This window comes from Thiomicrorhabdus sp. 6S3-12 (assembly GCF_017571475.1).
Lineage (GTDB): Bacteria > Pseudomonadota > Gammaproteobacteria > Thiomicrospirales > Thiomicrospiraceae > Thiomicrorhabdus.
The window spans coordinates 100,548-125,356 of the sequence record NZ_JAGETW010000001.1; the positions used below are offsets into that span (position 1 = coordinate 100,548).

Genomic DNA, 24,809 nt, shown 5'->3' on the forward strand with positions numbered 1-24,809 from the left:
CTTATTCAGACTCTTTTTTACCGCTTGCCATAGCATTACGGATTAATGCCCAAAAGATGCCTAAAAGGACACCTATAATCATGGAGGCGACCATAATTAAAGAGCGTTTGGGCTTGGACTTTTCCTCTGGAACAACTGCCGGGTCGATGGTTCTAAAAACAACATCCTCCGAAGTATTTGCCAGCATCATGGTTTTGATATTGGCTTCCATCATCTGGTAGATCGACTGCCTGACCTCTGCCAGAGAAGTCTTTTTAAGCTGCTGTTCAAGATAGGCATTCGAACGCTGCGCTTCGGCAAGCGACTGCGTTTTCATCAGCAGATTAATATCCTGCACCATTTTGGTCGCCCACTGCGCTGCTAATACCGGGTCGGTAAACTCAACAAACAAGGTGACAAAGCCCGAATTTTTATCTGTTGATATAGAAAGCATGCTGCTGAATACCTTATAGGATTGCCATAAACTCGGCTCCCCTGGCACTAACTGTTCTCTTTGAGAACCACTCTGAACGCCATTAGAGGCAGGCACAATCAATTCCTTGATAGATGCCAAAACTCCGGGAGACGGTTCAATCCAAGTTTCTTTATCATCATCCCAATTCTTAGGAAAAAGATAAGGTTTTAAATTATTTTCTTGAATAAAACGCTCACCAAATTTACGAGATTTCAAAATCGCGATCGCCGTATCGGTATCAGAGGCACCTCCGCCACCGAGATTGATTCCAGCCAGCGATGCCAAGCCGCCAAATTGTGCTGCCAGTCCCGCACTCTTCCCCTCTGCATGGATCGGTGCCAAAACGACATGAGCTTTATAATAGTTTTTAGCATTTAATACATAAATAAGAGCAATCGAAGTAACAATCATTGTAATCAGAGCAATACTCCACTTGCGTGACCAGACAGCATGCCACAGTTCACGCAAATCAATTTCATCATCCGCGTAAGCCTGCGGATAATTAGGGGGATAGCCCGGTGGACAGTTTTGCAGGTTCTTTTCCGGCGTATTCATATGGTTTTTCTGGCTCATCAGAAAACTCCTACTGCATTGAAGCTGGCCAGTGCCAAACCGACCTGACCGGCTATCGTTGCGACCTCTTTCCACAACTCAAGCGGCTGCAGTTTCTCGACATCCATTGGTATTACTATGACGTCACCCTGATCGATTTCAGCCCTCGCCGAAGCGTAGAAGAAACCGCTTTGTTGCAGAGGCACGACTCGTCCGGAAGCCTTAACGATATAGGCGCGATCCATATCCGCCAGACTATTTGGTCCGCCGGCCATCTGAATATAATCCGAAGCATCCATATTGCTGTCAAAATTGAAGGTCTGCGTCGCAAAGACTTCTCCGATAACCGATACCGTTCTAGGTTCTTCCGGCACATGCACCTTATCCAGATCCTGCAACAGCACAGAAGAGAAAGCGGCATAGTAATTCTCATCACGATTCACCAAACTCAAACGCCCAGTTGCCTTGGCTTGATTCGCTTGTTGTAAGATTTTGGATAACTGCTCAGTTGCCTCCGATGAAGTCATGGACGTCTTCTTGGAAGCACTCTGTGCCAAAATGGATTCCAACTGATAACGCATTTTTTCAAGTTCCTGATTCTGTTTATCCAGCAGTGCCTGTCTCTGCAAGATAGTTCCGCGAATAAAGGCTTGATTGGTAAACCCGCCGGCGCGCTGAATCAGATCGGCCAAAGTTTCCTGCTCCTTGAGAACATAGGTTCCGGGAAATTTGACTTCACCCGACAGAGTAACAACCCGTCTTTCCGTCCAGTCCGGTTTACGCTTAACTACCAGACTATCCATTGACTGCAATTTCAGCGACGCAAGCGACTGTTCGTCCAGAGAGACGATTTGGTTCTCGACCCTTAACTGCTGATCCTGCTGGCTGATATTGCGACTGACGACCTCTCCTTTCAAGGTATAGGCGGACTCGGCAAACCCACCCGCCAGTTCAATCAGCTCCTGAGCGCTCATCCCTTCGGTCAGAGGATACTCACCGGGAAATCTAACAAAACCTTCCACCGAAACAATTTGTGCCGGCAATTCAGATGTTGACTGCTCTCGCAAGCGTTTTACCAGAGCTTGTACCCTTTGATGTGAATCCTTAACCGGGCTAAGCTTGGAAGGAGTTCCTTCTTCGTCCGCCTGAATTTGCGACAGTTCACGCTTCTCGCTCTCAATCTCTTCGATACCGTTGACATCCAAAACAATCAACTCATCCATTGCCTGAGCTTTAAGCGACATCTCGGAGTTCAAGCCGATCAACAATGCAGAGACCTGACGGTTATAGGCATTTTCTCGTTTCAGAAGCGCTTTTTCCATTGATGTCAAAGACGCTCCACCGGCAACAGAAAGCAGTTCCTGAATGCTCATCCCCTGTACATAAGGATACTCTCCCGGATAGTTGACGCTTCCGGAAACAGAAACAACCTGCGCCAGTTGATTTTGATTTGCCTGACGTTTTAAGTCCGCCACCCAAGGCTGCAATACTTCGACCCGATTATCATCGAAATTCAACACAAGTAACTCGTCACGCGCCTGCAGGGAAATATTCTCGGCATTTTGCGGGGTCTGCAACGCCTCTTTTAAGTTCACCATCAGGATCTGAATATTGCGTTCAATACCGACTTCTCGTTTGATAAAAACATGCTCCAGATCGGTTCTGGCTAAAAACTCGTCGGCCGATTGGCCACGAAACAGGTCGGCAATTCGTAAGCCGTCGCGCCATTGATACTCTCCAGGACGGCTAACGCTACCGTTCACCAGAACAATATCCTTATATTCATCAACGGAAGCCAATACGCGGATCGAATCACCGTTCTGAATGCGCTGCTGCAAAACCTTTTTCGCACGGAGATTGACGTCTTTCACCTCACGGAAACCATCCTCACGGATACGCTCCAGCTTGGAGTGCGCTGGACTGGCATTCTGGGTAAATCCACCCGCCAATTGGATAATTTCACCCAGCGTACGCTCTTTTTTTAGCTCATACACAGCCGGACGTTTAACTTCGCCGGCAACGGTAACGGTCTTCTTAAGGGTCGGCACAAACAAAACGTCACCATCCAGAAGACTGACATCCTTGGACATATCGCCCTTTAACAGAAAATCATACAGATCCAGAGTGGAGATCACCTTGCCATTACGCTTAAGCTGGATATTACGCAAAGAACCGATGGTTTTGATCCCGCCACTGGAAAGCAACGCGTTGGACATAGTAGACAGGCCGCTGACAACATAAGCCCCCGGTTTATAGACATCACCGAGAACAAAGACACGAATCGAACGTAAAGCCCCAGCCGTCACACTGACTTCCACTCCGATCACTGCACGGGTAATTTCCGATTCAATCATTTTTGACGCTTCGTTGAAACGCATACCGGCAATCTGAAGCGGTCCGGCATTCGGCAACTGAATATTACCCTCGCGATCGATCTGCAAGACGTAAGAATCATTCTCCGCACCGTAAATCTGTACATTTAAGGTATCGCCCGGCCCCATGACGTAATCCGCCGGAACCGGTGCATTGGCCAGAGGTGCAAAGGTTGAAGGGGTACCGGCAAACAGGTCGTAACCGAAAGGCTTGATCTCTTCTTCAATTGCCGTTGTTACTTGGCGCTCCTGCAAATCGGCGGCATCAATGGATTTTTTTGCCTCCTTGGCCTGCATTGAACGGCTAAGGTCTTCATCAACGTCACGGCTTTCAATTACCGGCTCTGCGGTGGTTTCTAAGGTTGACTCTACAGGCATCTGCGCGGAACTATTCTGGATCAGGTCAGGAGCATACTGTTTGATCAACTCCTCCTGCTGCGATTTAGGCAGAGACTTAAGCATTTCCAGTTGCGCGGCACTCGGCTGCACGGCAAATCCGGCACTTCCCCACAAGCCGGTACAAAGTGCGCTACCGATAATCAACGCCTTGGAAAACATGCGCATTTTGTAAATCTTTCCTAATCCAATATTCATTAAAATCAGACCTAAACTTTAACTTTTAAAATTCAATACAGAGACGACCCTTGCCGTCAACCAGTATTCCTTGCAACGCCTTTAGTAATCTCTAATACAGATAACTGAGGCTCAACCCCAAACCGGCATTATTATCCATCAACTCCGACGGATGGTTAAACTTTTGATAAAACAGCGTCGGTTCAATTTTAAAGTGCTTATTCCAATAAAATTCGCCGGTCAGCGTCATACCCAAAAACTCGATATCCTCTCCCTGTACACTTTCGGGAAACAAAGACACGACTGTTCCGCTGTGATCACTTGCTTGCCATTCTGCATATTTAACGGAAGACTTCACCGCCCATCCGGATTGGGCAGACCATATACCGCCAAGAGTTAGGCTGCGCCCGCCATATCCGATATTACTGGCAAAACTCTGATCATTATGACGAAAACCGGCTGAAGAATCACTTATATCCACGCCCTGTTCAAAGATCCCTTCGGTTGCATCCAAGGCTTCAAGATACCAGTGCAATTGGCCTCGTAATGAAGGGAAATCCGCATAAGAACCGATGCCTAAAAGCGTGTTCCATCCCTGGTCAGCCACAGAATCGACCTCTTTAGCCGCTTGCCCGTAAAGTGAAAATGACTTATCTAGCAAAGAAAATCCATAACGAAAATCCACTCCCATCAGGCTTTGCTTGACCGGTTCATCGGCGACCACATTGACCTCGTCAAATGTCAGGCCGGAAACACCTATCTGCAATCCCTCAAATGGTCGGGCTTCGATTCGTGCAGAATAAAAGTTGATCGACTTATCATCCGGATTTGGCGTTGACGAGTCCTGCAAAGAACCGATAAAAGCCTGATAATTCAGCGAACCCAGTGCATTTAAAAGGGGAAGAGAAGAAGGCTCGGAGCTTACGCGCTGAAAATGAACACCGAATACCGGACGCGACTGTGTCGACCATAACAGACTACTGTCCTGACCCGGCCCCCACCAACGGTTTTGCGAGCCGACTGTCACCACAGTATCCGCGAAAGTTGTCGCAATATAACTCCCATCCAGGCGATTATCACCCTCGGCACGAGACAGATTCACTTGAAAAGCAACTGATTTATAAACCTGACGAGTCACTGCACTGGCCGAAGAACCTTGGCCATAAACGTTACGGCTTTCAAAGCCTGAAAACAGAAGCGGTTCGGAAACAGTGGAGATGCGCAACAGCTTTTCCGGTTTCAGATCCAACTGTTTGGAACGCACTCTCGACACGCGACTTTTCAGACGGTAATAAGCCGCTTTTTCAACTTTGTTCAATGAATCCAAGTTCGGTACAGAAGTTAAAGCGCGATCCAAATCCGGTGCATATATCGGCCAGCTTCCCGAGGTTACCGGCAAAATACCACGATCACTGAGAAGTTCGATATCCAGTTTCAGACGGATATCCGACGGCTCAAACCAGACGCTGGCGCGAGCGGAAAAAGATAAAAGAGCCAGAAAGAAAAAAAACCACAGCGGTTTTCCAACAAATGTAAATCTAGGCATTCTTAACATTTACCACACCCAATTTCGGTTTTGAATCCAGATCCATTTTGTTGGATGAAACCTGCTCAGAAGAAATCTTAAAGTAATCAACAATCCCGGATGTATGATTAAATCCGGAAACAACCTGACCAACCAATTGCGATAGTTTCTCATAATCTGAATTGCTGATCGCAGCCTTCATCTGAACAAAAGCCGTTTCAAGTTCTTCAAGCAGAACAAAATATTCATGCGCTTTCATAATCTTCGGATGGCTCGTGCCATCAACATTTTCACCAATCAATAATTCCTCGTATAGTTTCTCCCCAGGACGCAAGCCGGTAAACTGAATTTCAATGTCGCCATTGCCCTCTTCATCCATGACTTCCAAACCTGACAGACGAATCATTCGTTGTGCCAAATCGACTATTTTTACCGATTTTCCCATATCCAAGACAAAAACATCGCCACCGGTTCCCATAGAACCCGCCTGAATGACCAGCGATGCCGCTTCCGGAATAGTCATAAAAAAACGGGTAATCTCAGGGTGAGTTACCGTTAGCGGGCCACCGGCTTTAATTTGCTGACGGAATAAGGGAATAACCGAACCGGATGAACCAAGCACATTTCCAAAACGCACCATCACAAAGCGCGTACCAGAAAATTTCTGCTGCAAAGCCTGTAAAGCCAACTCCGCCATGCGCTTGCTAGCCCCCATAAAGTTCGTCGGACGCACCGCTTTATCCGTCGAGATCAAGACAAAGTTTTTGACGCCATTCTCCGCCGATTTCATGGCAATCGTCATAGTGCCGAAGCTGTTGTTCTGAATCCCTTCTGCAATATTATGCTCAACCAAAGGGACATGTTTATAGGCTGCCGCGTGGTAAACCGTATCAACCGCATACTGCTTCAAAACCCTATCGAGCTTAACGCCATTCTGAACAGAGCCTAATATTGAAATAATCTCAATCCCCGATCCTTGTAGCTCCTTATCGATTTGATAAAGAGCAAACTCGCTCAGTTCATACAAAATTAATGATTTAGGCTTCAGTTTGACTACCTGGCGACAGAGCTCGGAACCAATAGAGCCACCCGCACCAGATACCATGACCACCTGATCTTTGATACAGTGCTCCAGTAACTCCGCTTTAGGAGGCACAATATCTCGACCAAGCAAATCTTCAATACCGACCTCACGCACATCGGAAACCTGAACCTGACCGTCAACAATCTGATCCATCGGAGGCAGAATCGACACTTTGACGCGTTTCTTTTCCAGCCAACTCAAAATGGATTTTTTCTTTGCCGGAGACAGCGAGGGAATAGCTAAAAACAGATCCGTGACAGACTGCTGCTCGATAAGCTCATCCAGGTCTTCCGGCTTAAAAACCCTGACGGCATGAATATCATAATTCTGTAATTGAGGACAGTCATCAATGAAGCCAACAACCCTGACGAACGGCATCTTAACCGTTGCATTAAATAACTGCTGACCGGCACTACCCGCGCCATAAATGACGACTCGCTTCTTATCAGAATATAGTTTCCGACTCACACCATCATTTAGCAAAGAGCGCGCAATCAGTCTGCTGCCGGATATAGCCAGTAAAGCCAGGAGCCAGGCAATAATCATAGCCGAACGAGGAAACTCAAGATTGAGCATAAACAGAACGGCAGTCCATAAAACAAAAGCGACTGAAACCGCCAAAAAGACCGTATAAGCGAAACGCACACCTATATAGCGCACAACAGCCCGGTAAAGACCTAAACGAATAAATACAGGAATTGCCACCAGCGGCAGGATAGGGATACCGATCCATTGAACGGGAGTCGGCCAATACAACTCGCCGAATCGAAGCGTCAAAGCTAGATAAGCAATGACCATGAGTGTAAAAGTATCAATCACCAAAGAAAGCAACCGCTTCTGCCAGCGCGGTAAATTTAACAACGGTAAAAAAAGTTTCGTCACTCTAACCATTTACTGCCTGCTCAAGAATAATTTGAATGACTTCACAAGTTTTATCGATTTCTTCTTGTGTCAATGTTGGATGAACAAGGAACATTAATGATGTTTCACCCAGTTCTTTAGCGACAGGTAACGGCTTTTCCGGACGTAACCCGGTATTATCAAACGCTTTTTCCAAATAAACCTCGGAACAAGATCCCGAAAAGCATGGAACCCCACACTCAGAAATCGCATTCATAATCCGGTCACGATCCCAGCCTTCAGCAAGATCCGCAGGCTCGACAAACACATAGCACTTGTAGGCCGCATGCTTAATATAAGACGGTACCTCCGGCACACGCAAACCATCCAAACGCCTAGCTACTTGCCAGATTTGACTAGCATAGTCTAAGCGTCTTTGATGCCATTCAGGCATTCTTTGTAGCTGAATACGACCAATTGCGGCCTGCATTTCCGTCATACGCCAGTTGGTACCAAAAGACTCATGCAGCCAACGGAATCCAGGAGGGTGTTCAGTATTATAAACGGCATCCCAGGATTTTCCATGATCCTTATAAGCCCACATTTTTTTCCATAAGAGTTCATCACTGGTGGTAACCATTCCCCCTTCACCACCTGTGGTCATAATCTTATCCTGACAAAAACTCCAAGCACCAATATGTCCGATTGACCCCGCGGGCCTACCCTTATATTTTGCGCCATGAGCCTGAGCACAATCTTCAATTACATACAGATCATGCGCATCAGCCAACGTCATAATTTCATCCATTTCGCATGGCCAACCCGCCAAATGCACGCAGACAATCGCTCTAGTCTTATCAGATAATACGGCAGATATGGTGTCAGCTGTAATATTCTGTGAATTACGATCAACATCAGCAAAAACAGGTTTCGCCCCTGCATTAACAATGGAAGACACCGAGGCTAAAAAAGTTCGTGAAGTAACAATTACTTCATCGCCGGCCCCAACCCCTAATGCTTTTAGTGCAGCATCTAAGGCCAAGGTTCCATTGGCCAAAGCGACGGCATATTTTGTTTCGCACCAAGATGCAAACTCTTTCTCGAATTCACGCCCTTCCTGTCCGGTCCAATAATTAACTTGGTTAGATAAAAGAACCTTAGATACAGCATTAACTTCACTTTCTGTATACGATGGCCAAGGAGAAAACTGAGTATTTAACATATAATTAACTGCCTAAAGGTTTTGCCGGTATTCCGACAATAGTTTTATCATCTGAAACATTAGAAACAACGGCTGCATTGGCTCCAACAGTCACATTCTCACCTATCGTAACGCATTGTTTGACACTGGCTCCAATACCCACCCAAGAGCAAGTTCCAACATGAACTGACCCAGCTAAATTAGCTCCCGGACTGATATGAACACCATCAGCCAGTACGCAGTCGTGATCTACTGTTGACGAGGTGTTTAGAATATTAGCTCTGCCTACACGGGTAAAAGGATTAACAACGGCATTAGCCATAACCACAGTGCCATCTTGTAATGTCGCCATTCGACTGACAACCGAATTAGGATGAATTAGGACCGGAAAGTGAGCTCCAAATGAGAACAGTTGTAACTGTTTCTGCAAACGAATTCGATTATTACCAATAGCAATAAAACATCCTTGAAAACTCGATAACGTATTTATTAACTGTTCCGTTCCCCCTACAACCGGCCAATGCTCGAGGTCGCTAACGCCGGGATAGGCATCATCGAAAAAAAAGACTTTCCAACCATTTAGCTCGGCAATTTCGGCAATGACCTTGCCATGACCGCTGGCACCTAATACAGCGAGCCTCTTCATTCTTTTGAGCCCGTAAATTTAGGCATAGTCGCTTCACCTTCCGCAGAAATCCCTTCGCGAACAACCACCTTTTTGAGGGTTAAATAGATAATCTTAATATCCAACCAAAGTGAGCGATTATCTACATACCAGACATCGAGCTTAAACTTATCATCCCAGTCAATTGCATTACGCCCATTAACCTGGGCCCAACCTGAAATACCTGGTCGGACTTCATGACGCCTATACTGCTCTTGTGAATACAACGGAACATATTCCACTAACAATGGACGTGGTCCGACCAAACTCATCTCTCCTTTGACGACGTTCCAAAGTTCAGGTAATTCATCCAAACTCGTCGAACGCAAAAAACGACCAAATTTCGTCAACCGAATTTCATCTGATAATAATTCACCATCTGCGTCGCGATCATCAGTCATAGTTCGGAACTTAATCATTTTGAACGGCTTAGCATCCTTACCTGGACGAATCTGAGTAAAAAGGATTGGTGTACCAAGCTTAAAACGCACTAAAATTGCCACCACGATAAAAACTGGAAGCAATAATGGAAAGCTGATAAAGATTAAAAATAAATCAAATATACGTTTCATAAAACCATTTTTTACAAAACAAAAAAACACAGAAATTTAACATTTGAAATCAGTTCAACTCCATTATTTCCAGCATTCGTAAATTTATCTTATGCACGTCAAAATTTTCTTCTGCCATTTTGCGAGAAACTCTTCCCATTGATTCAAGTTGTTCGGGATGCTCTATAGACCAAATCATTTTTTCGACAAGTGCATCGCTGTTCTGAACGGGAACTAACCAACCATTTTCCCCTTCAACAATAGGTTCACGACAACCTACATTATCAGTTGTAATAATAGGACGCCCTGTAGCCATTGCTTCCAAGATAGTTCGAGGCAAGCCTTCACGATAGTAAGAAGGCAAAACAAACACATGAGATTCAGAAAAAAAAGGCCGTACATCAGTAGTTTCACCTAAATATTCTATACAACCGTCAGCAACCCATTCATCAATTTGGCTTTGATCAATTCCTCCCGGAGAAGGATCAAACCCTCCTAACAGATGAAAACGAACCCGAGGAAATCTTTTTTTAACCTTGCACGCAGCATCAACATACTGATAGACCCCTTTTTCTTTTAATAAGCGCGCAACCATTAAAAAGGTAATATCTGATTTAGGTAAGGGCTGGAATTGAAAGCTGTCTAAAGGTATACCTGAACCGGCTACCACAAAAGCCTTGGCTTTTTCAATTAAGCCATGAGAGACAAAGTAGCTCAGGTCATCTGAATTTTGAAAAATAACCCTACCTGCACGCTTCAACGCAAACTTGTATAAACGAGAAACAATCGTTCTCAGTACTTTACGCTTAAACCCATCACCTTCGAAAGCATAGCCTAATCCAGTCACTAACGCGGTAAAATCAGACTTTGGCAAGGATCGCAAAGCGATACCGCCCCAAATCACTGGCTTAATGGTGTAGCTCAAAACAAAATCAGGCTTCTCTTGCTCAAATATCGAACGATAAAAAAGCATTGTTTTTAAGTCCGTAAAAGGATTCATTGAAGTACGTTCAACAGGAACATCTATATAACGAACGCCCAAAGATTCGATGGCAGAAACTTCTTCAGCACTCGCACCTCCAGCCATAGCTATCACTTTATAACCACTGGAAAGAATTTTCTTAATCAACTCTCCTCGAAAGTTAATTAAAGAACGTGGTAAAGCACCTATAATACAAACAGTTTTTGACATATATATTTACTTATTTTTCAAATAAGTAGAAACCTTTTTCTGTATAAAAAGAGTATTAGCAGGGATATCTTTGCTAACGATTGAACCAGCTGCAACTATTGTTCTGTCGCCAATAGTAACGCCTTTTAAAATGACTGAATTAGCTCCAATCCATACATTGTCCCCAATCACTACAGGAGCTTGCACATAATCACGTTTTTTTACAACTCCATCGACGATCGAATGATCGTGATCATAAATAAGCACATTCGGACCAATAAAACTATCTTCCCCTATTTCAACAGAGAGCTGCGAATTAAGAAAAACGCCGCGATTAAATGTTACACCATTCTTAATACAAACCTGTCCACCATAAATATTGATTGTACAACCAGAGCGACTGACGAAACTCCCTTCACAAGTGAGCTTTCCTTTTTTAGCGATCATAAGAATTCCGTTGAAAAACACTTTGAACGGAACAATATGGAATGCAAATGGGTAAATGCACTTGTAAACCATCGTCAGAAGAAAGGCATAAATTCTGCCAAGAACTTTAATAAGCATTTTTTTCTGCCTTTAAATTATAAAAAGCCCAAACAACCAAAATAAAAACCCAAAAAAGAGTAGTACGAAGTCCCATATGGGTTATCGAATAAAGAAGAGGCGCAGACATCACAAACCAAACTTCAAGAGGGGAGCGGATAATACTCTGTAATATTAAAATAAGAAACAAACCTAATCCAATAACGCCATAAGCAAATAACATATTACCAAAACTAGAATGTATCTCATTTTCGTTATAAGGATAAAAACGTTCTAAATGCGCTTCACCAGCACCTAAAACTGTATACTCAGGGAAAGCAAAAATACGATCATAATTACGTTCTTCGGAAATCCCGGAAAACTTATCTCTCTGCTCTGCATGTTCGAAACGATATTGAACGATTGAAGAAATTTCTGATATATAAGGAAGATTGGTTGTCATCAATAATAATGTTACAACGCCAATTCCTAAAAAACTTTTGAACATTAATATAAAATTTCTACTAGCAATTAAATGAGCAAGAAGAAGTGCAAAAAAACCGGCTATAGCCGCCATAGAAGCCGCTGCAAAAATACCTATCGCCCCTCCTACAAAAGCTACAAAACTAATCGGTTTAAAAGAGATATAGCCTCTATTCAATACCTGATTAATGGAAAGGGCACATAAAGAATAAAATGCTAACTGATTAGGATTATTGAAAAAACCGGTAGTTCTAACAGAGACTCCAATTGAAAGAATTACACCAATACCGGAAATAATCAAAGCAATTTGAATGTATTTCTTAATCTCATCAAAGCTAATAATATCAGCGACAATTGCATAAAGAAGAGCACTAGCAATTATATAATTGTAAATCCAAAATAAAGCATCCCTTAAAAAATGCTCTGAGAAAAGCCATATAGACCAAAACAAAACCACAAGAGATACCCAAAGAACCATTAAAGACCAGGAAATAGGCATAAGTTTTCCAGGAAAAATATTATATCTACCTAATGCATGCAAATAAGTTAAAAGAGCAAAACCTAATAGAACAAAGTCTGCCGGCTGTGGCAATCCACTATTAAAGAGATACACTGAACTTGACGCAACACCCACAAAAAATAAAAGTCTTATAATAGTCCTCAAAATATAACCTCTTGTCCGCCTTTAAATCCCGGGCAAATCACTGCTTCAAAAAACCTTCCATGAAACACTTCCATTCATTGACAAGAAGATCTGAGTCAAAGCGTTTTGAGACTGCAATATTATCGCGAGAACTATTAACAAATTCATTTTGATCGTTTGCTAATATCATTATTTTTTGAGCAAGGCTCTTATAGTCACCTGCATTAATCAAATATTGTTGTGGCAGCAATTCGGGAATTCCAGCTATCCCCGACCCTATAGAAGGACACCCTCTAGACATCGCTTCAACGAGAGCTCTAGGTAGACCTTCTTGTCTAGAAGGCTGTAGATAAACATCTATATTATCTAACCATTGAAAAACTTTTTCAGCGGGCATCGAACCATCAAGAAACACTTTGTCCAGTAAGTTAGAACTAGAAATTAATGCTTTTAACTTTGCAGAGTCACCAGAACCGATTATTCTTAGCTCATAATCAATATTAGGATCTGTGCTGAGAATTGTTTTCAAGGCATCAAAAGCCACATCAAAGCCCTTATAAAAGCTTGTATAACCAGCAATCATTCCTAAAACACACTTATGCTTGTTGTGAAGCCCATTCCTGATACTTGCTGCGTTCTTAGGTAACTCGACATCCGAAGAACCCAAAGTAATACCTTTTTTATTTGGGTATCTTGTTTGCAGAAATTTTTTTGTAACATAAATAACAGCATCTGAATTTGCAACAACCATCCGAGTAGAAAGATACATTTTCACTGCCATAAACTTCGGTAAAACGCCTCCATAATTCCACAAAGAATCAAATGGACAACCTACCATCTCAATCAAAATTTTTTTATTATGTTTTTTTGCCAACTTAAATGCGGATTTCTGGTATATACAGGGAACTCGTATACAAACCACATCAGAACTTGCGATTAACCCATTCAGTTTCTGTGCCACATTATTTTTTAGAGGATGCTTTACAGGATCATCAACTAGCTGGAAGCTCAAACTACTACGTTCATTTTTGTATAAGACATCTGACATATCAGCACCAGATTGTCGACCAACGATATTTACATTTTCAAAAAAAGAAAGATAACGCTTAAACTTATTTTCATTCAAATGAGTCTTTGAAAAAACCTTACCGTTTTCGTGATAAAATTTGTGATCGGTTACATACAAAACATTCATTTAAACTTCCAAATTACATAACTTTTTAATAGAAAAAAGAAAACTTTCTTTTTAAAACCAGATACTTGATCAAATCTAAGATTTTTGACAGCCTCTCTAAACAAATAAGACGATTCATCATTCAAGCGTAAAAAAATATCTTTATAAAGAAAATATCCAAGCATAGTCCTGAAAATAAACTGGTTTATGATCTCATCATTTACCTTTAAATCAGTAACAGACACAGTAACATCACTAACTACCAAAGAAATTTGCCTTAGCTTATCTCTATCTAAAAATCTTCCCGTAATACCATCCGAATCTTTATCATAAATATACAAACTTTTATTCAAAAAATAAAAACATTTAACACAAGCCAAGTATGAAGAGAGAAATAAGAGATCTTCTCCTATTGAAATACCTTCATCAAACTTTATTGAGCCAATCAAATCTCTTTTAAAAACTTTGTCACAAGGAGAATTAGTGAGTTTTCCATCAAGCAATAACCTGTAAACGAGCTCTTTACCTTTATAGCCCCCATCAGAAAGCGGTGATACGCCAAGTGAGACTATAGAGCCTGATTTCAAATAAGAGTAATTAAAAACAATCAAATCAACATCTTCAGACTTAATAATTCTTGAAAGATCATCAAAATAGTTTTCAACAACAAAATCATCACTGTCTACAAATGTTACCCACTTTCCATTCGCTATACTCAGCCCCTTATTTCTCGCTGAAGAAACACCTTTATTACACTGATCAACAACTTTTAATTTATCGAATGATGTTGCTATTGACCGGGCTATTTCTCCAGTGTGATCCATGGACCCGTCATTTACCAAAATTATCTCGTATACAAAGTCAGTTGACTGATTTAATATACTCATCAGGCATCTTCCAATGGTTTCAGATGCATTATAAGCAGGTATAATTATTGACAGATTAACCATATATGATAAATTCACTAATTTTCAAAGGACTCAAACTTAACTTTCAACTATCTACATCACAAGACAGCCTTAAATAAATCTAACCCCATACATCCCTGAGAAACCGTACAAAAGTGTAATCACCATACTTCCTATTTAAAAGAATATTTCCTGCAAAGAAAAACCTGAATAGAATAAACTTTTTTCTCAAAGAAATTCTTTTCTGCAACAGATCCAATTCTTTTTCTTTTTCAAAGAGATAGCTTTCAAAACGCTTTTCAATATTTTCTGGAAGATTGGATTTTACTGTTAAAAGTGCCTTTAAAAAATCTTTTTTTGATTTTAAAACTGATTCATCAGAAAGATTATTATTTCTAGCCAGAATCCTTTTAAAGGCTTTTAAAAAAAATGTAACTCTTGTATTTGATACCGTACTGTTACTTATGCAGTCTGAAACATTCCCCCCATACCGTCTATAGAGTTGCAACGGTTTTTTTTCTATATAACGCAAACCTATTCCATAAGAAATTTCTACCAACCAATTATCATGAGATTTGAGCCCCATCGGTATTGGCAGAACAAAATCCAAATATTCCCTTGTCAACAAGCAACAACATCCCAGAACAAAGTATTTATCATCGACCCCTGATTTTTTCAATTGTTCATAACTTGTAAATCCAAACTGATTCAAATCTTTATCAGTTAGAAGAGCGTCGTTCATATAAACAAAATAACCTGGCTTTGATTCTGCCAAGTTAACCATATACTCTATTTTATTTGGAAACCACACATCATCTTGGTCGCACAGGAATACAAAATCTCCTACCGTATTAACAAGAGCGTTATTAAAATTCTGTGCATAACCAACATTATTCCTATTCTTTATAACTTTAATAACATTTGGATACATCGATTGATACTCATTCAATATACCAATAGTGCTGTCACTAGAGTTATCATCAGAAATTACAATCTCATCCGGTAAAACAGTTTGCTCTAGCAAGCTTTGGATCTGTTTCGAGAGAAACTCAGCACCGTTATATGTAGCTAGTGCGACAGATATTTTTTTTTGATTAGGAGTCATTTTATTCATTCAGGCCTAAATTCTTTATTACTTGAGCTGGTGTACCAACTGCAACACAATTTTCCGGAATGCTTTTTGTTACTACAGAATTAGCACCAATAATGGAATTTTTTCCAATTGTGACATTAGCAAAAATAGAAACACCATCACCAATCCAAACATTATCCTCTATGATAACGGCTCCTTTGCTGACCAACGCTCTATCTTTTGGAGGCTTTTCAAGATCTGCTTCATTAATAGAACCATGTGAATGGTCAGTAATAAACACGTTACTTGCGATAAGAACATTATTTCCAATGAGTATTTTATTGACACAACCTATATGACAATTAAAATTAATGCTAACGTTATCACCAATCTGCATTACGGGAGTAAAAACTTGATTTCTATATTCTCTCAATATTTCAATTCTCAAGTTTGATTCCGAATAAAATCCTACACCCAATTTTAAAAACTCTAATCCCGCAGTATAACAAGGTGACTTCACATAAACACTACTTGCTGACTCTCCTACCTTTAACGAAAAACAGTGGCTCGTAATCTTATTTTTAAAGCCACTTACGACTTTAAAAAAAAAGCAGGCAATCTTATTTTCAAACAAAAGTTTAAAAAACAATAAAAAAAACCTCTTAACCAACAACCTTAAACCTCATAAGTTATACAAGAATCGAAATAATATTTTTCCTCAAGAGGCTTAAACTCCTCAGTTGCCAAAAAGCTCGCAAGTTCATTGCAACTTGAAAATTGATGAAAACCCACATCTAAAAATTCATCATTTCCCGTGATAAATTGTCCTACGTCCAGCCCATACCAGGCGCATTCAAACAACACAGTTGTATTAAATCCAATGCAATATCTAGGGACATAATGATTTATTAAATCTTTTATAGCCATTTTAGACTCTAAGAAAAATAAATTAGATTTTCCATATTCCTCTCTGAGAGAATCGACCTCAGTAAACGGGTGTGATTTTATTAAAAAATCATATGAATTAAATCGCTCTGACATTAATATTTTCAGCAAAGAATTATATTCTTTGCTATAAAGGTCACGAGGCATAGAAACCAAAACCACATTTCCACTACCTTTATTTATAATATTTTCAGTCTCACAATATCTTGGATTCCCTATAATCTCAACCTTTACATCTACTGGCTTTTTATTTTCAATCTGATTTTCGGTAAAGCGTCCCCACGCAAAAAAAACGTCACACGCCAAATTTTCATAGTTGATAACATCAAATGGTATTGAGTTTTTGTATTCAAAATACATCCCATGCTGCAATGAATATACTTTTCTATTTAATATTTTAAAAAGCCATGAAATAGAATTCTCATAACCATAGCCGGAGTTATAACTTAGAAGCTTTTTATAACTTTTAACAAATTCTTCATTTTCTAAAAAAAAAGAAATCTGGTGATAGATCCATGCCACCGCAAACAGTCTATCCTGAGAAGCAAGTTTTAATTTAGCCGTTAACAAATATGACTTCAAAACCAGCACAATTGAAAACCGTAATTTCTTTATTACTTTCGAAGAACCCAAAAAAGCCTCATCTGCACCTAAATTCAACTGTTTTAAGTACAGTTCACCAAGCTCAACATGATCTTTTCGATCTACAGAATAGACATATAAAACATCACTTCTCTTACCATCTGCTTTTAACGAGGGTATCAGAAAAAACATTCTTATAAGATACTTAACTTTTCTCCACACATTAAACGAAGGCTTAACGTTATACACATAATCGGCTATAAAAAATCCAACAAGATCTCCGAGAGGCTTTCCTTTATACTCATTAAAGTTTAATTTTTTTTTCAGCAATCTATATTTGCAATATGCACTCATAGCAACAATTCTTTTAAACTTTTAATTTTTGTCAAACCATTAAGATTACAATAATTTTCATAGCCTTCAAACTCACTCCAACCAGAAACAAATAAAAAATCTAAATTAGCCTCTCTTGCTGCAATGTGGTCATATTTACTATCACCTATAAATAGTGCGGGCATGACAATATTCGCGCTATTCATCTCTCTAGAAAGAATCTCATCCTTGGTATCAGGACTCCCAAAAATCCCCCCATTAAAATAACAGCCCAACCCTCTTGCAGCAAAAACTTCCCGCAATTCCGATTGATCACCTCCTGAGACGATAAACCATTTGGCATCCTTAGTCCTTTCACGTAACTCAGAAAGACCTTCAGCAACTTGACACGTCATTAACGCTTTTTTAACTTCTAAGGCAAAATGATCCAACAAAGCTTTCAACTCAATCTCATCCATTGGTTTCTTTAAAATTTCCGTAATCAAATATGTAAATTTCCTATAACGAGAAACCCCACCATTTTGAACATGGTAGTCAACTAAAGCGTTTGCAGCTTCGTGACCGTATACTTTTGCCACATTGTAAAATGCTTCAGTTTTGATTTTATTTGAATTCAAAACGACTCCATCACAATCAAAAATAAGATTCTGGTATTTTTCGATAGAATTCATTTCAAATCCATTGTACTCGCAATTTTTACGGCTAATTCAAAGTCATCAGGCCAATCAATATCTATTTTTTTTACGGAAGTTGTTTCAAATAAACATGGGTTCTGACCAATTCGATCATTAAATTGAAGATAATTATCTCTACTAGAAATATAGAAAGCATGATTAATTTCGAACAAAGGCTCTAAATCTTGAGTATTAGGCCAAGGATTAATAGACCTATCAACATTAATAACTCTTTTTTCCTGGTCACTCCAAATAAACTGCTGAAGCTTATTCACACTCATTAATGAGTCATGATTTCCATTCAATACTTTTTCAGAATAAAGCTTAATTGCGCTCAAATAGTCTTCTGCATCGACAAATGGAGCCGTCGCATGCAACCAAAAAACATGATCACTGGCTATCACTGTCGGCACATAATTAATTAGATCAACAACCTTAGTTGTACTCAAGCATAGATACTCAGGACGCTCAATTAATTTGACTTTGCTATTCAAAAACTCTTGAGCTTGTTGAATAACATCTGAATCATTTGTAGAAATGATTATTTCATCAATGTAATCTGTCAACTCAATGAGTTGACACATTTTTAATTGAAAAATACTTTTTCCATTTTGTAAAAATGGACGGGTATTTTTATTTTTCACCCTCTGACTACCACTACGAAGAGGTAAAAAAACTGATATTTTTTTATTCATTAAATCATTCCATAAACTGACTGCTGAGTAAGCTGTTCATAACTGGTTGGAGTCAAACTTATTAACTTTTTGCTCTCTGTATGCCATTGATACTGTCGAAATGTTTGTGCTATCTCGTTATTTCGGGAATCACCGGCTGGATAACCATCAAAACCTGCTAAAAAAACCCTTTCAGCCCTGCCACTGGTAACAACAGCCAAAACATAAGCAATAACTAAAGAGCTTGGCAACTCAGCATCATAAGCATGGAATTCAAATCCCTTTTCATTTAAAGCAATTCCAAAATCAAGAAGCTTTTTATTTTGAAATGCTTGCTTGACATCTATTGGCAACATTGAAGCAGGGGTAATCAAAGGCTGTGGCAACTTCAAGTGTTCCTGACAATCCGCAAGTAGGCGAACAGGATGGCAAGCAGCTCGCGCATCAATCAGGTCTTCACAAATGTTTTTCTGTGTATTTAACGCAATAACATAAGGCTTATATCTTTTAATAAACTCTTCAATTGCTTGTTGATACTTACCAACGCCGGGACCAGTTCCAATAATCAACACATCACGATCCTGCATGATATCCGCAGGCTTCCACTTACCTCGCGGCTCACCATAATAGAAGTGCCTTGCAGACTCAAGGGTATTCAGACTAAATTTTTTACCCCCTTCTATTTTAAGGTGCTCAATGACAGCAAGTATGTCTTCATCACTGTAACGAGAATCTTGTAGCATTTCTTGGATATACGTTGGATGAATACCAAATCTCCCCGCCATATAATAATAAGGATTGGTCCCCCAACCATAATTGGCCTGCATAGGTTTAAAATATTTCCTGATCAACTCAAATAATTTTGTCGGATTTCCTTTATCTTTTCGATAAGGCTCGAGAGCCATTGACAAATATTCAGTTTGGGCATTCCCCGAACCTCGCCCCATTCCGGTCACAGTGCTGTCAACCCAAGTAACCCCTGCTTCCACTGCTCTTATACTGTTAGAGATAGCTTGCCCCATATTGTCATGAGTATGGATGCCTAAATCACCTGCCCAACCTTTTTTAAACGCATTTGTGATTTCAGATATTTGATTCGGGTTAAGGCTCCCCATTGAATCGGCAAAGTACAGTGCATCAATTGGAAATTCATTAGCCTTATTTGCCAACTGAGTAATCTCTTCAAGCGTTTGCTCTGCGACTTGCATAAGATTAAACCCAACTAAATATCCTTGATTTTTTAACCAAGAAGCTGCAGGCAAACATGTTTCAAACTCATGCACATGACAAGCTATTCGAACCAGAGAAACTGGAGATTTGTCTTTGGATGAAAACAGCTTCGCTAAGGAACTCTCTTGAGCTGAAACCAATTCAGAACCGTTAACCATCACACCGACTTTATTAACCAAGCCAGATGGAATAGCGAGGCTGTTTAAAAACGCATCTGTACTATAGGCACATCCACCCTTAAAACCATTGTTGTTTAAGCTACGAAAACCGATTTCAACAAAATCAACGTTCAGAGCATCCATCGCCAGCAAATAATCTTGCACAAGCTTTGTGTCAAAATCCCAGCTGTTGTAATAGCCACCATCACGCAAAGTACAATCGAGCAACTTAATAGAATCACGCATGACTTGCCATTTTCTTGAAGAGTTCATTGGAGTTTAAAAGCTGTTCATACGAACCTTGTGCAGACACTTTTCCCTGCTCAATCATATAGATCTGGTCACACTTTTGAACCGTTTTTAACCGATGAGCGATCATAATAATAGTTTTACGACCACCAAAATCGTGGATAGCGTCCATAATCATTTTCTCAGTAATACCATCCAATGCACTAGTTGCTTCATCAAAGACTAAAACATCGGCTTCATGATAGAGCGCTCTCGCAATGCCTATACGCTGACGCTGCCCACCTGATAACTGAACCCCTCGTTCACCTACCTTGGTATGAACTCCATTTTCAAGTGTTTGCACAAGTTCATCTAAATGTGCCAGCTTTAACGCTTCACCAACTTGCTTTAAATCAATCTCTTTTTCGGGTATTCCAAAAGCGACATTCTCGGCAATCGAGCCTTCACTTAAAAAAATACTCTGGGGAACAAAGCCAATAATATTTTGCCAAGCTCGTCGGTTTTCTTTAGTAATTGGCACATCATCAACTAATAACAACCCTTTTTGCGGATCAATTAACCCTAGTAATATATCGATTACAGTGGATTTTCCTGAACCGGATGGCCCTACTACTCCCACTATACTGTTGGCAGCTATATCTAATGTCAGCGCATCTACAGCAGGTCGATGCTTTCCAGGATAGGTAAAGGTTACTTTTTCTAAAGAAATTCGTTGATTAACTGATAAGCGCTCCTGTGGCGTACTATTGCAAATCAATTTATTTGTAGATTCATATTGCTTTTGACTTGCTTGCAAATCTTCTCGAATCGACTCGAAAGACGAAATATTCCCTTTAACGAGAGAGAGGCTTGAATATATTTGCTGAAGAGCGGGTAACAATTTAAAACCTGCTAGCGCATAAACAGAAAGTATAGGAAGAACTACTGAAATATCTTGTGAATTGAACGTTAATAAAGATAGAACTAATCCGATAATACTACCAAAAGCAATTAATTCAATCAGGTATCGGGGAACTTGTGAAATTGCCAAATTACTCCCCCTAGCCAACGCGAATGTTTGCCCACTTTTTTCAAAGCGGTTGATAAAATCGCTATTACGCCCTAGTAAAAGAACATCCTTTATACCACCAAAACCTTCATTCATAAGCCTATAACGATGCGTCATTACACTAGAAATTAAGGAGCCATTTTTTTGTAGCTTTTTTCTTACAATTTTAAACAACAGGACATAAGCTATAGCAAAGATAACCAACCCTGTCAGAGCAACAATAGGATTGTAAAGAATGATGGCTGCCGAAATCATTATGGAGAGGATGATTTTGGCATTCATTTGCACCAGAGGCTGAATCACCCCTTCTGTGACCCTGACTGCTTCTGTCGCTACTTGCTTTGTAAGTTGAGCACTACTTCCACTGGCGTGAAACAGCCAGTCTTGGTGTAAATAGTGAGCATAAAGCCTATCCGCAATCTCCGTACCCACTTTTGTCCCAAACAACGACAACCGCCAAATAGTAAACATGGACACAAAGGCAGCTAAAATCAATGTACTTAAAACCAATACACCTATAAAGAACAAGAACTCAGAATATTCGGTAAAACCAGTCAAAAAATACAGTTGATTCAAAAAATGATTTGATTCAATCACTGCAGGATCAGAAACTATAGCCATGAAAGGCGCGATCGACGCAATGCCTACAAGCTCAAATATAGCCATTAAGACTACAAGAATTTGCAAAACATAAAACCTTCGTCTTTGACCCGGTGTTAAAAGGCTAAAAAGTTCTTTAATCAGCTTTATCATAATTATCGTTTTGTTCTATTTGATTTAAACAAGAGCGGAGCGAATCCCTCCAATAAGGGATATCTAACGCAAAAGCTTGTTTGATTTTAGCTTTATTCATTACGCTGTAGTGCGGCCGTGTTGCAGGTACTGGATAATCCTTAGTTTCAATTGGCATAACGCTACATTGAGTACCTGAAAGTTCAAAAATCGCTTTAGCAAAATCATACCAAGAACAAACACCTTCATTACTAAAGTGGTAAACATCTACTAAACGCTGATTGCAGCTATCGTCTTCTAATTGAATAGATTGCCTTGCCTCTACAACAATGACGTGTGCAACCCTCAAGATCATTCTCGCCAAATCCTCGGCATAAGTGGGGCTACCTACCTGATCAAATATCACATCCAGACTGTCTCGAGCTTGGCCTAACCGCAACATGGTTTTGACAAAGTTATTGCCGAATTCCGAATAAAGCCAGCTAGTACGAATAATACACCCATGAGGATTTACCGCCTGCACAGCCCTCTCGCCTTTCAATTTAGAATGACCATAAACCCCTAGTGGATCGACAGGGTTATTTTCGATATAAGGTTTAAAGTTTTGACCATTAAATACATAATCCGTACTAACATGAATTAAAAAAGCACATTGTGCCTTAGCTAACTCGGCCAACTTTTTTACCGCTAGATGGTTAACCTGATCTGCTAACGCTGGGTCGGACTCAGCTTGATCAACTGATGTATAGGCGATACAGTTAATAATGACATCAAAATGCTTATCTCTAAAAAACGTCGTCATTGATTCAGCGCTAGAAAAATCCAATTCCTCACGACCAGTAAAGATAAACTCGAACTGTGGATAAGCTGAAGCGATTTTGTGAATGGATTGACCCAATTGGCCGCTCTTACCGGCTACTAGCACCGACTTAAGCATAGTAGTTGACCCCATATTTAAAGCCGCTATCCAACATTTCTAAAACTGGTTGCTTCTTATCCTTATCGGAAAGCTTTAAATATTCTACTGGCAGTTTCCAATCTATATTCAAACTTGGGTCATCAAATGCCAGTCCACGATCATGATCCGGCGAGTAATAATTATCTACCTTATATGCAAAAATTGCTGTATCACTCAATACAACAAAACCATGCGCAAAACCTCTAGGCACAAACAACTGATGCTTATTTTCAGCACTGAGTTCATACGCTACATATTGACCAAAGGTCGGACTGCCTTGTCGGATATCTACAGCCACATCCATTACTCTGCCGTCAATCACTCGAACTAACTTGCTTTGCGCGTAAGGAGGTAACTGGAAATGCAACCCCCTTACAACCCCTTTAGAAGATTTGGATTCATTGTCCTGGCAAAAATCAACCTTATAACCGATCGCTTCTTCAAATTCATCCTGGCGAAAGGTTTCCAAGAAATAGCCTCGATCATCCCCAAAGACTCTAGGTTTAATCAAAAACACTTCAGGAATGTACTGTCTAAGAAACTCCATTAACCAATAACCCCCTCTTCAGCACGTTTTAACAAATACTGTCCGTATTGGTTTTTCTTGAGTGGTTCGGCCAATTTAACCAGTTGCTCTTGGCTAATGTAACCCATTTCAAAAGCGATCTCTTCCAGGCAAGCAACTTTCAAACCCTGACGTTTTTCGATGGTTTCAATAAAAGTTGAAGCCTCAAGTAAACTTTCATGGGTACCGGTATCCAACCAAGCATAACCCCGTCCCATGGTTTCCAGTTTTAAGCGCTCCTCTTCAAGATACATTTGATTAATAGTCGTAATTTCCAACTCACCCCGATCAGAAGGCTTGACTTCCTCCGCTTTACTAACGACATCATTTGGATAAAAATATAGACCTGTAACAGCATAGTTGGATTTTGGAATTTTTGGTTTTTCCTCAAGAGAAACCACATTACCTTGATCATCAAACCCTGCCACCCCATAGCGCTCAGGATCATGGACGTGATAACCGAAAACAGTCGCCTTACCTTCATCTTTCGCATTCGCCACTGCGGATTTCAGTAAACCGGTCAAGTTATGCCCATAATAAATGTTATCCCCCAAAATTAAGCAAACATCATCATTACCGACAAATTCTTTACCCAGAATAAAAGCTTGAGCCAAACCATCGGGTGAGGGCTGAATAACATATTCAAATACCAACCCCAGCTCCGAGCCGTCCCCCAACAAACGTTGAAAACTGGATTGATCTTCCGGCGTGGTAATAATCAAAATCTCACGTATCCCTGCAAGCATCAATACTGAGAGCGGGTAATAGATCATAGGCTTGTCATACAGTGGAACCAGTTGCTTTGAAACTCCACGTGTCAAAGGGTACAAACGCGTGCCCGATCCGCCTGCTAAAATAATGCCTTTCATAAC

General features: G+C 40.4%; 22 protein-coding genes. All 22 read right to left on the reverse strand.

Going from position 1 to position 24,809, the window contains the following annotated elements; translation table 11 throughout:
• Position 1: 1 nt before the first annotated feature.
• Entirely contained in the window at positions 2-1,027 is a 1,026-nt protein-coding gene (locus J3999_RS00505; RefSeq protein ID WP_208125929.1) for a Wzz/FepE/Etk N-terminal domain-containing protein, read from the reverse strand.
• Positions 1,027-3,942: an SLBB domain-containing protein gene (locus J3999_RS00510; RefSeq protein WP_208125930.1), complete on the reverse strand. Its 2,916-nt coding sequence runs from the start codon at positions 3,940-3,942 to the stop codon at positions 1,027-1,029. Before J3999_RS00510 ends, J3999_RS00505 begins: the two co-directional genes overlap by 1 nt.
• A 121-nt stretch (positions 3,943-4,063) precedes the next feature.
• On the reverse strand, positions 4,064-5,497 hold the full coding sequence (locus tag J3999_RS00515; RefSeq protein WP_208125931.1) for a capsule assembly Wzi family protein: 1,434 nt from the start codon (positions 5,495-5,497) through the stop codon (positions 4,064-4,066).
• Complete coding sequence (locus tag J3999_RS00520) at positions 5,490-7,451, reverse strand: nucleoside-diphosphate sugar epimerase/dehydratase (protein ID WP_208125932.1); 1,962 nt, start codon at positions 7,449-7,451, stop codon at positions 5,490-5,492. The genes J3999_RS00515 and J3999_RS00520 overlap by 8 nt, the downstream gene beginning before the upstream one ends.
• A complete protein-coding gene (locus J3999_RS00525; RefSeq protein WP_208125933.1) occupies positions 7,444-8,622 on the reverse strand; it encodes a DegT/DnrJ/EryC1/StrS aminotransferase family protein in 1,179 nt (392 codons plus the stop codon). Before J3999_RS00525 ends, J3999_RS00520 begins: the two co-directional genes overlap by 8 nt.
• Positions 8,623-8,626: 4 nt before the next feature.
• Positions 8,627-9,247: an acetyltransferase gene (locus J3999_RS00530; RefSeq protein WP_208125934.1), complete on the reverse strand. Its 621-nt coding sequence runs from the start codon at positions 9,245-9,247 to the stop codon at positions 8,627-8,629.
• Entirely contained in the window at positions 9,244-9,837 is a 594-nt protein-coding gene (locus J3999_RS00535) for a sugar transferase (protein ID WP_208125935.1), read from the reverse strand. Before J3999_RS00535 ends, J3999_RS00530 begins: the two co-directional genes overlap by 4 nt.
• 49 nt (positions 9,838-9,886) lie before the next feature.
• A complete protein-coding gene (locus J3999_RS00540; RefSeq protein ID WP_208125937.1) occupies positions 9,887-11,008 on the reverse strand; it encodes a glycosyltransferase family 4 protein in 1,122 nt (373 codons plus the stop codon).
• A gap of 6 nt (positions 11,009-11,014) precedes the next feature.
• A complete protein-coding gene (locus J3999_RS00545; RefSeq protein WP_208125939.1) occupies positions 11,015-11,551 on the reverse strand; it encodes a DapH/DapD/GlmU-related protein in 537 nt (178 codons plus the stop codon).
• Positions 11,541-12,626: a hypothetical protein gene (locus J3999_RS00550; RefSeq protein WP_208125940.1), complete on the reverse strand. Its 1,086-nt coding sequence runs from the start codon at positions 12,624-12,626 to the stop codon at positions 11,541-11,543. The genes J3999_RS00545 and J3999_RS00550 overlap by 11 nt, the downstream gene beginning before the upstream one ends.
• Positions 12,627-12,693: 67 nt before the next feature.
• Entirely contained in the window at positions 12,694-13,830 is a 1,137-nt protein-coding gene (locus J3999_RS00555) for a glycosyltransferase family 4 protein (protein WP_208125941.1), read from the reverse strand.
• The gene (locus J3999_RS00560; protein WP_208125942.1) at positions 13,827-14,759 is read right to left on the reverse strand and encodes a glycosyltransferase family 2 protein; all 933 of its coding nucleotides are present in this window, start codon (positions 14,757-14,759) and stop codon (positions 13,827-13,829) included. The genes J3999_RS00555 and J3999_RS00560 overlap by 4 nt, the downstream gene beginning before the upstream one ends.
• 79 nt (positions 14,760-14,838) lie before the next feature.
• Positions 14,839-15,831 (reverse strand): glycosyltransferase, encoded by a 993-nt coding sequence (locus J3999_RS00565; RefSeq protein ID WP_208125943.1) that lies wholly within the window; start codon positions 15,829-15,831, stop codon positions 14,839-14,841.
• A complete protein-coding gene (locus J3999_RS11990) occupies positions 15,824-16,438 on the reverse strand; it encodes a DapH/DapD/GlmU-related protein (protein ID WP_305791378.1) in 615 nt (204 codons plus the stop codon). The genes J3999_RS00565 and J3999_RS11990 overlap by 8 nt, the downstream gene beginning before the upstream one ends.
• Positions 16,439-16,464: 26 nt before the next feature.
• A complete protein-coding gene (locus tag J3999_RS00575) occupies positions 16,465-17,670 on the reverse strand; it encodes a hypothetical protein (protein ID WP_208125944.1) in 1,206 nt (401 codons plus the stop codon).
• Positions 17,667-18,320 (reverse strand): HAD family hydrolase, encoded by a 654-nt coding sequence (locus J3999_RS00580; protein ID WP_208125945.1) that lies wholly within the window; start codon positions 18,318-18,320, stop codon positions 17,667-17,669. The genes J3999_RS00575 and J3999_RS00580 overlap by 4 nt, the downstream gene beginning before the upstream one ends.
• A complete protein-coding gene (locus J3999_RS00585) occupies positions 18,317-19,018 on the reverse strand; it encodes a cytidylyltransferase domain-containing protein (protein WP_208125946.1) in 702 nt (233 codons plus the stop codon). Before J3999_RS00585 ends, J3999_RS00580 begins: the two co-directional genes overlap by 4 nt.
• The gene (locus J3999_RS00590) at positions 19,018-20,631 is read right to left on the reverse strand and encodes an aldolase catalytic domain-containing protein (RefSeq protein WP_243755216.1); all 1,614 of its coding nucleotides are present in this window, start codon (positions 20,629-20,631) and stop codon (positions 19,018-19,020) included. Before J3999_RS00590 ends, J3999_RS00585 begins: the two co-directional genes overlap by 1 nt.
• A complete protein-coding gene (locus tag J3999_RS00595) occupies positions 20,624-22,435 on the reverse strand; it encodes an ABC transporter ATP-binding protein (RefSeq protein ID WP_208125949.1) in 1,812 nt (603 codons plus the stop codon). Before J3999_RS00595 ends, J3999_RS00590 begins: the two co-directional genes overlap by 8 nt.
• Positions 22,419-23,366, reverse strand: coding sequence for a dTDP-4-dehydrorhamnose reductase (gene rfbD / locus J3999_RS00600; protein WP_371811825.1), 948 nt, complete (start codon positions 23,364-23,366; stop codon positions 22,419-22,421). The genes J3999_RS00595 and rfbD overlap by 17 nt, the downstream gene beginning before the upstream one ends.
• Entirely contained in the window at positions 23,344-23,919 is a 576-nt protein-coding gene (gene rfbC, locus J3999_RS00605; protein ID WP_208125954.1) for a dTDP-4-dehydrorhamnose 3,5-epimerase, read from the reverse strand. The genes rfbD and rfbC overlap by 23 nt, the downstream gene beginning before the upstream one ends.
• Entirely contained in the window at positions 23,919-24,806 is an 888-nt protein-coding gene (gene rfbA, locus J3999_RS00610) for a glucose-1-phosphate thymidylyltransferase RfbA (protein WP_208125956.1), read from the reverse strand. Before rfbA ends, rfbC begins: the two co-directional genes overlap by 1 nt.
• Positions 24,807-24,809: the final 3 nt, after the last annotated feature.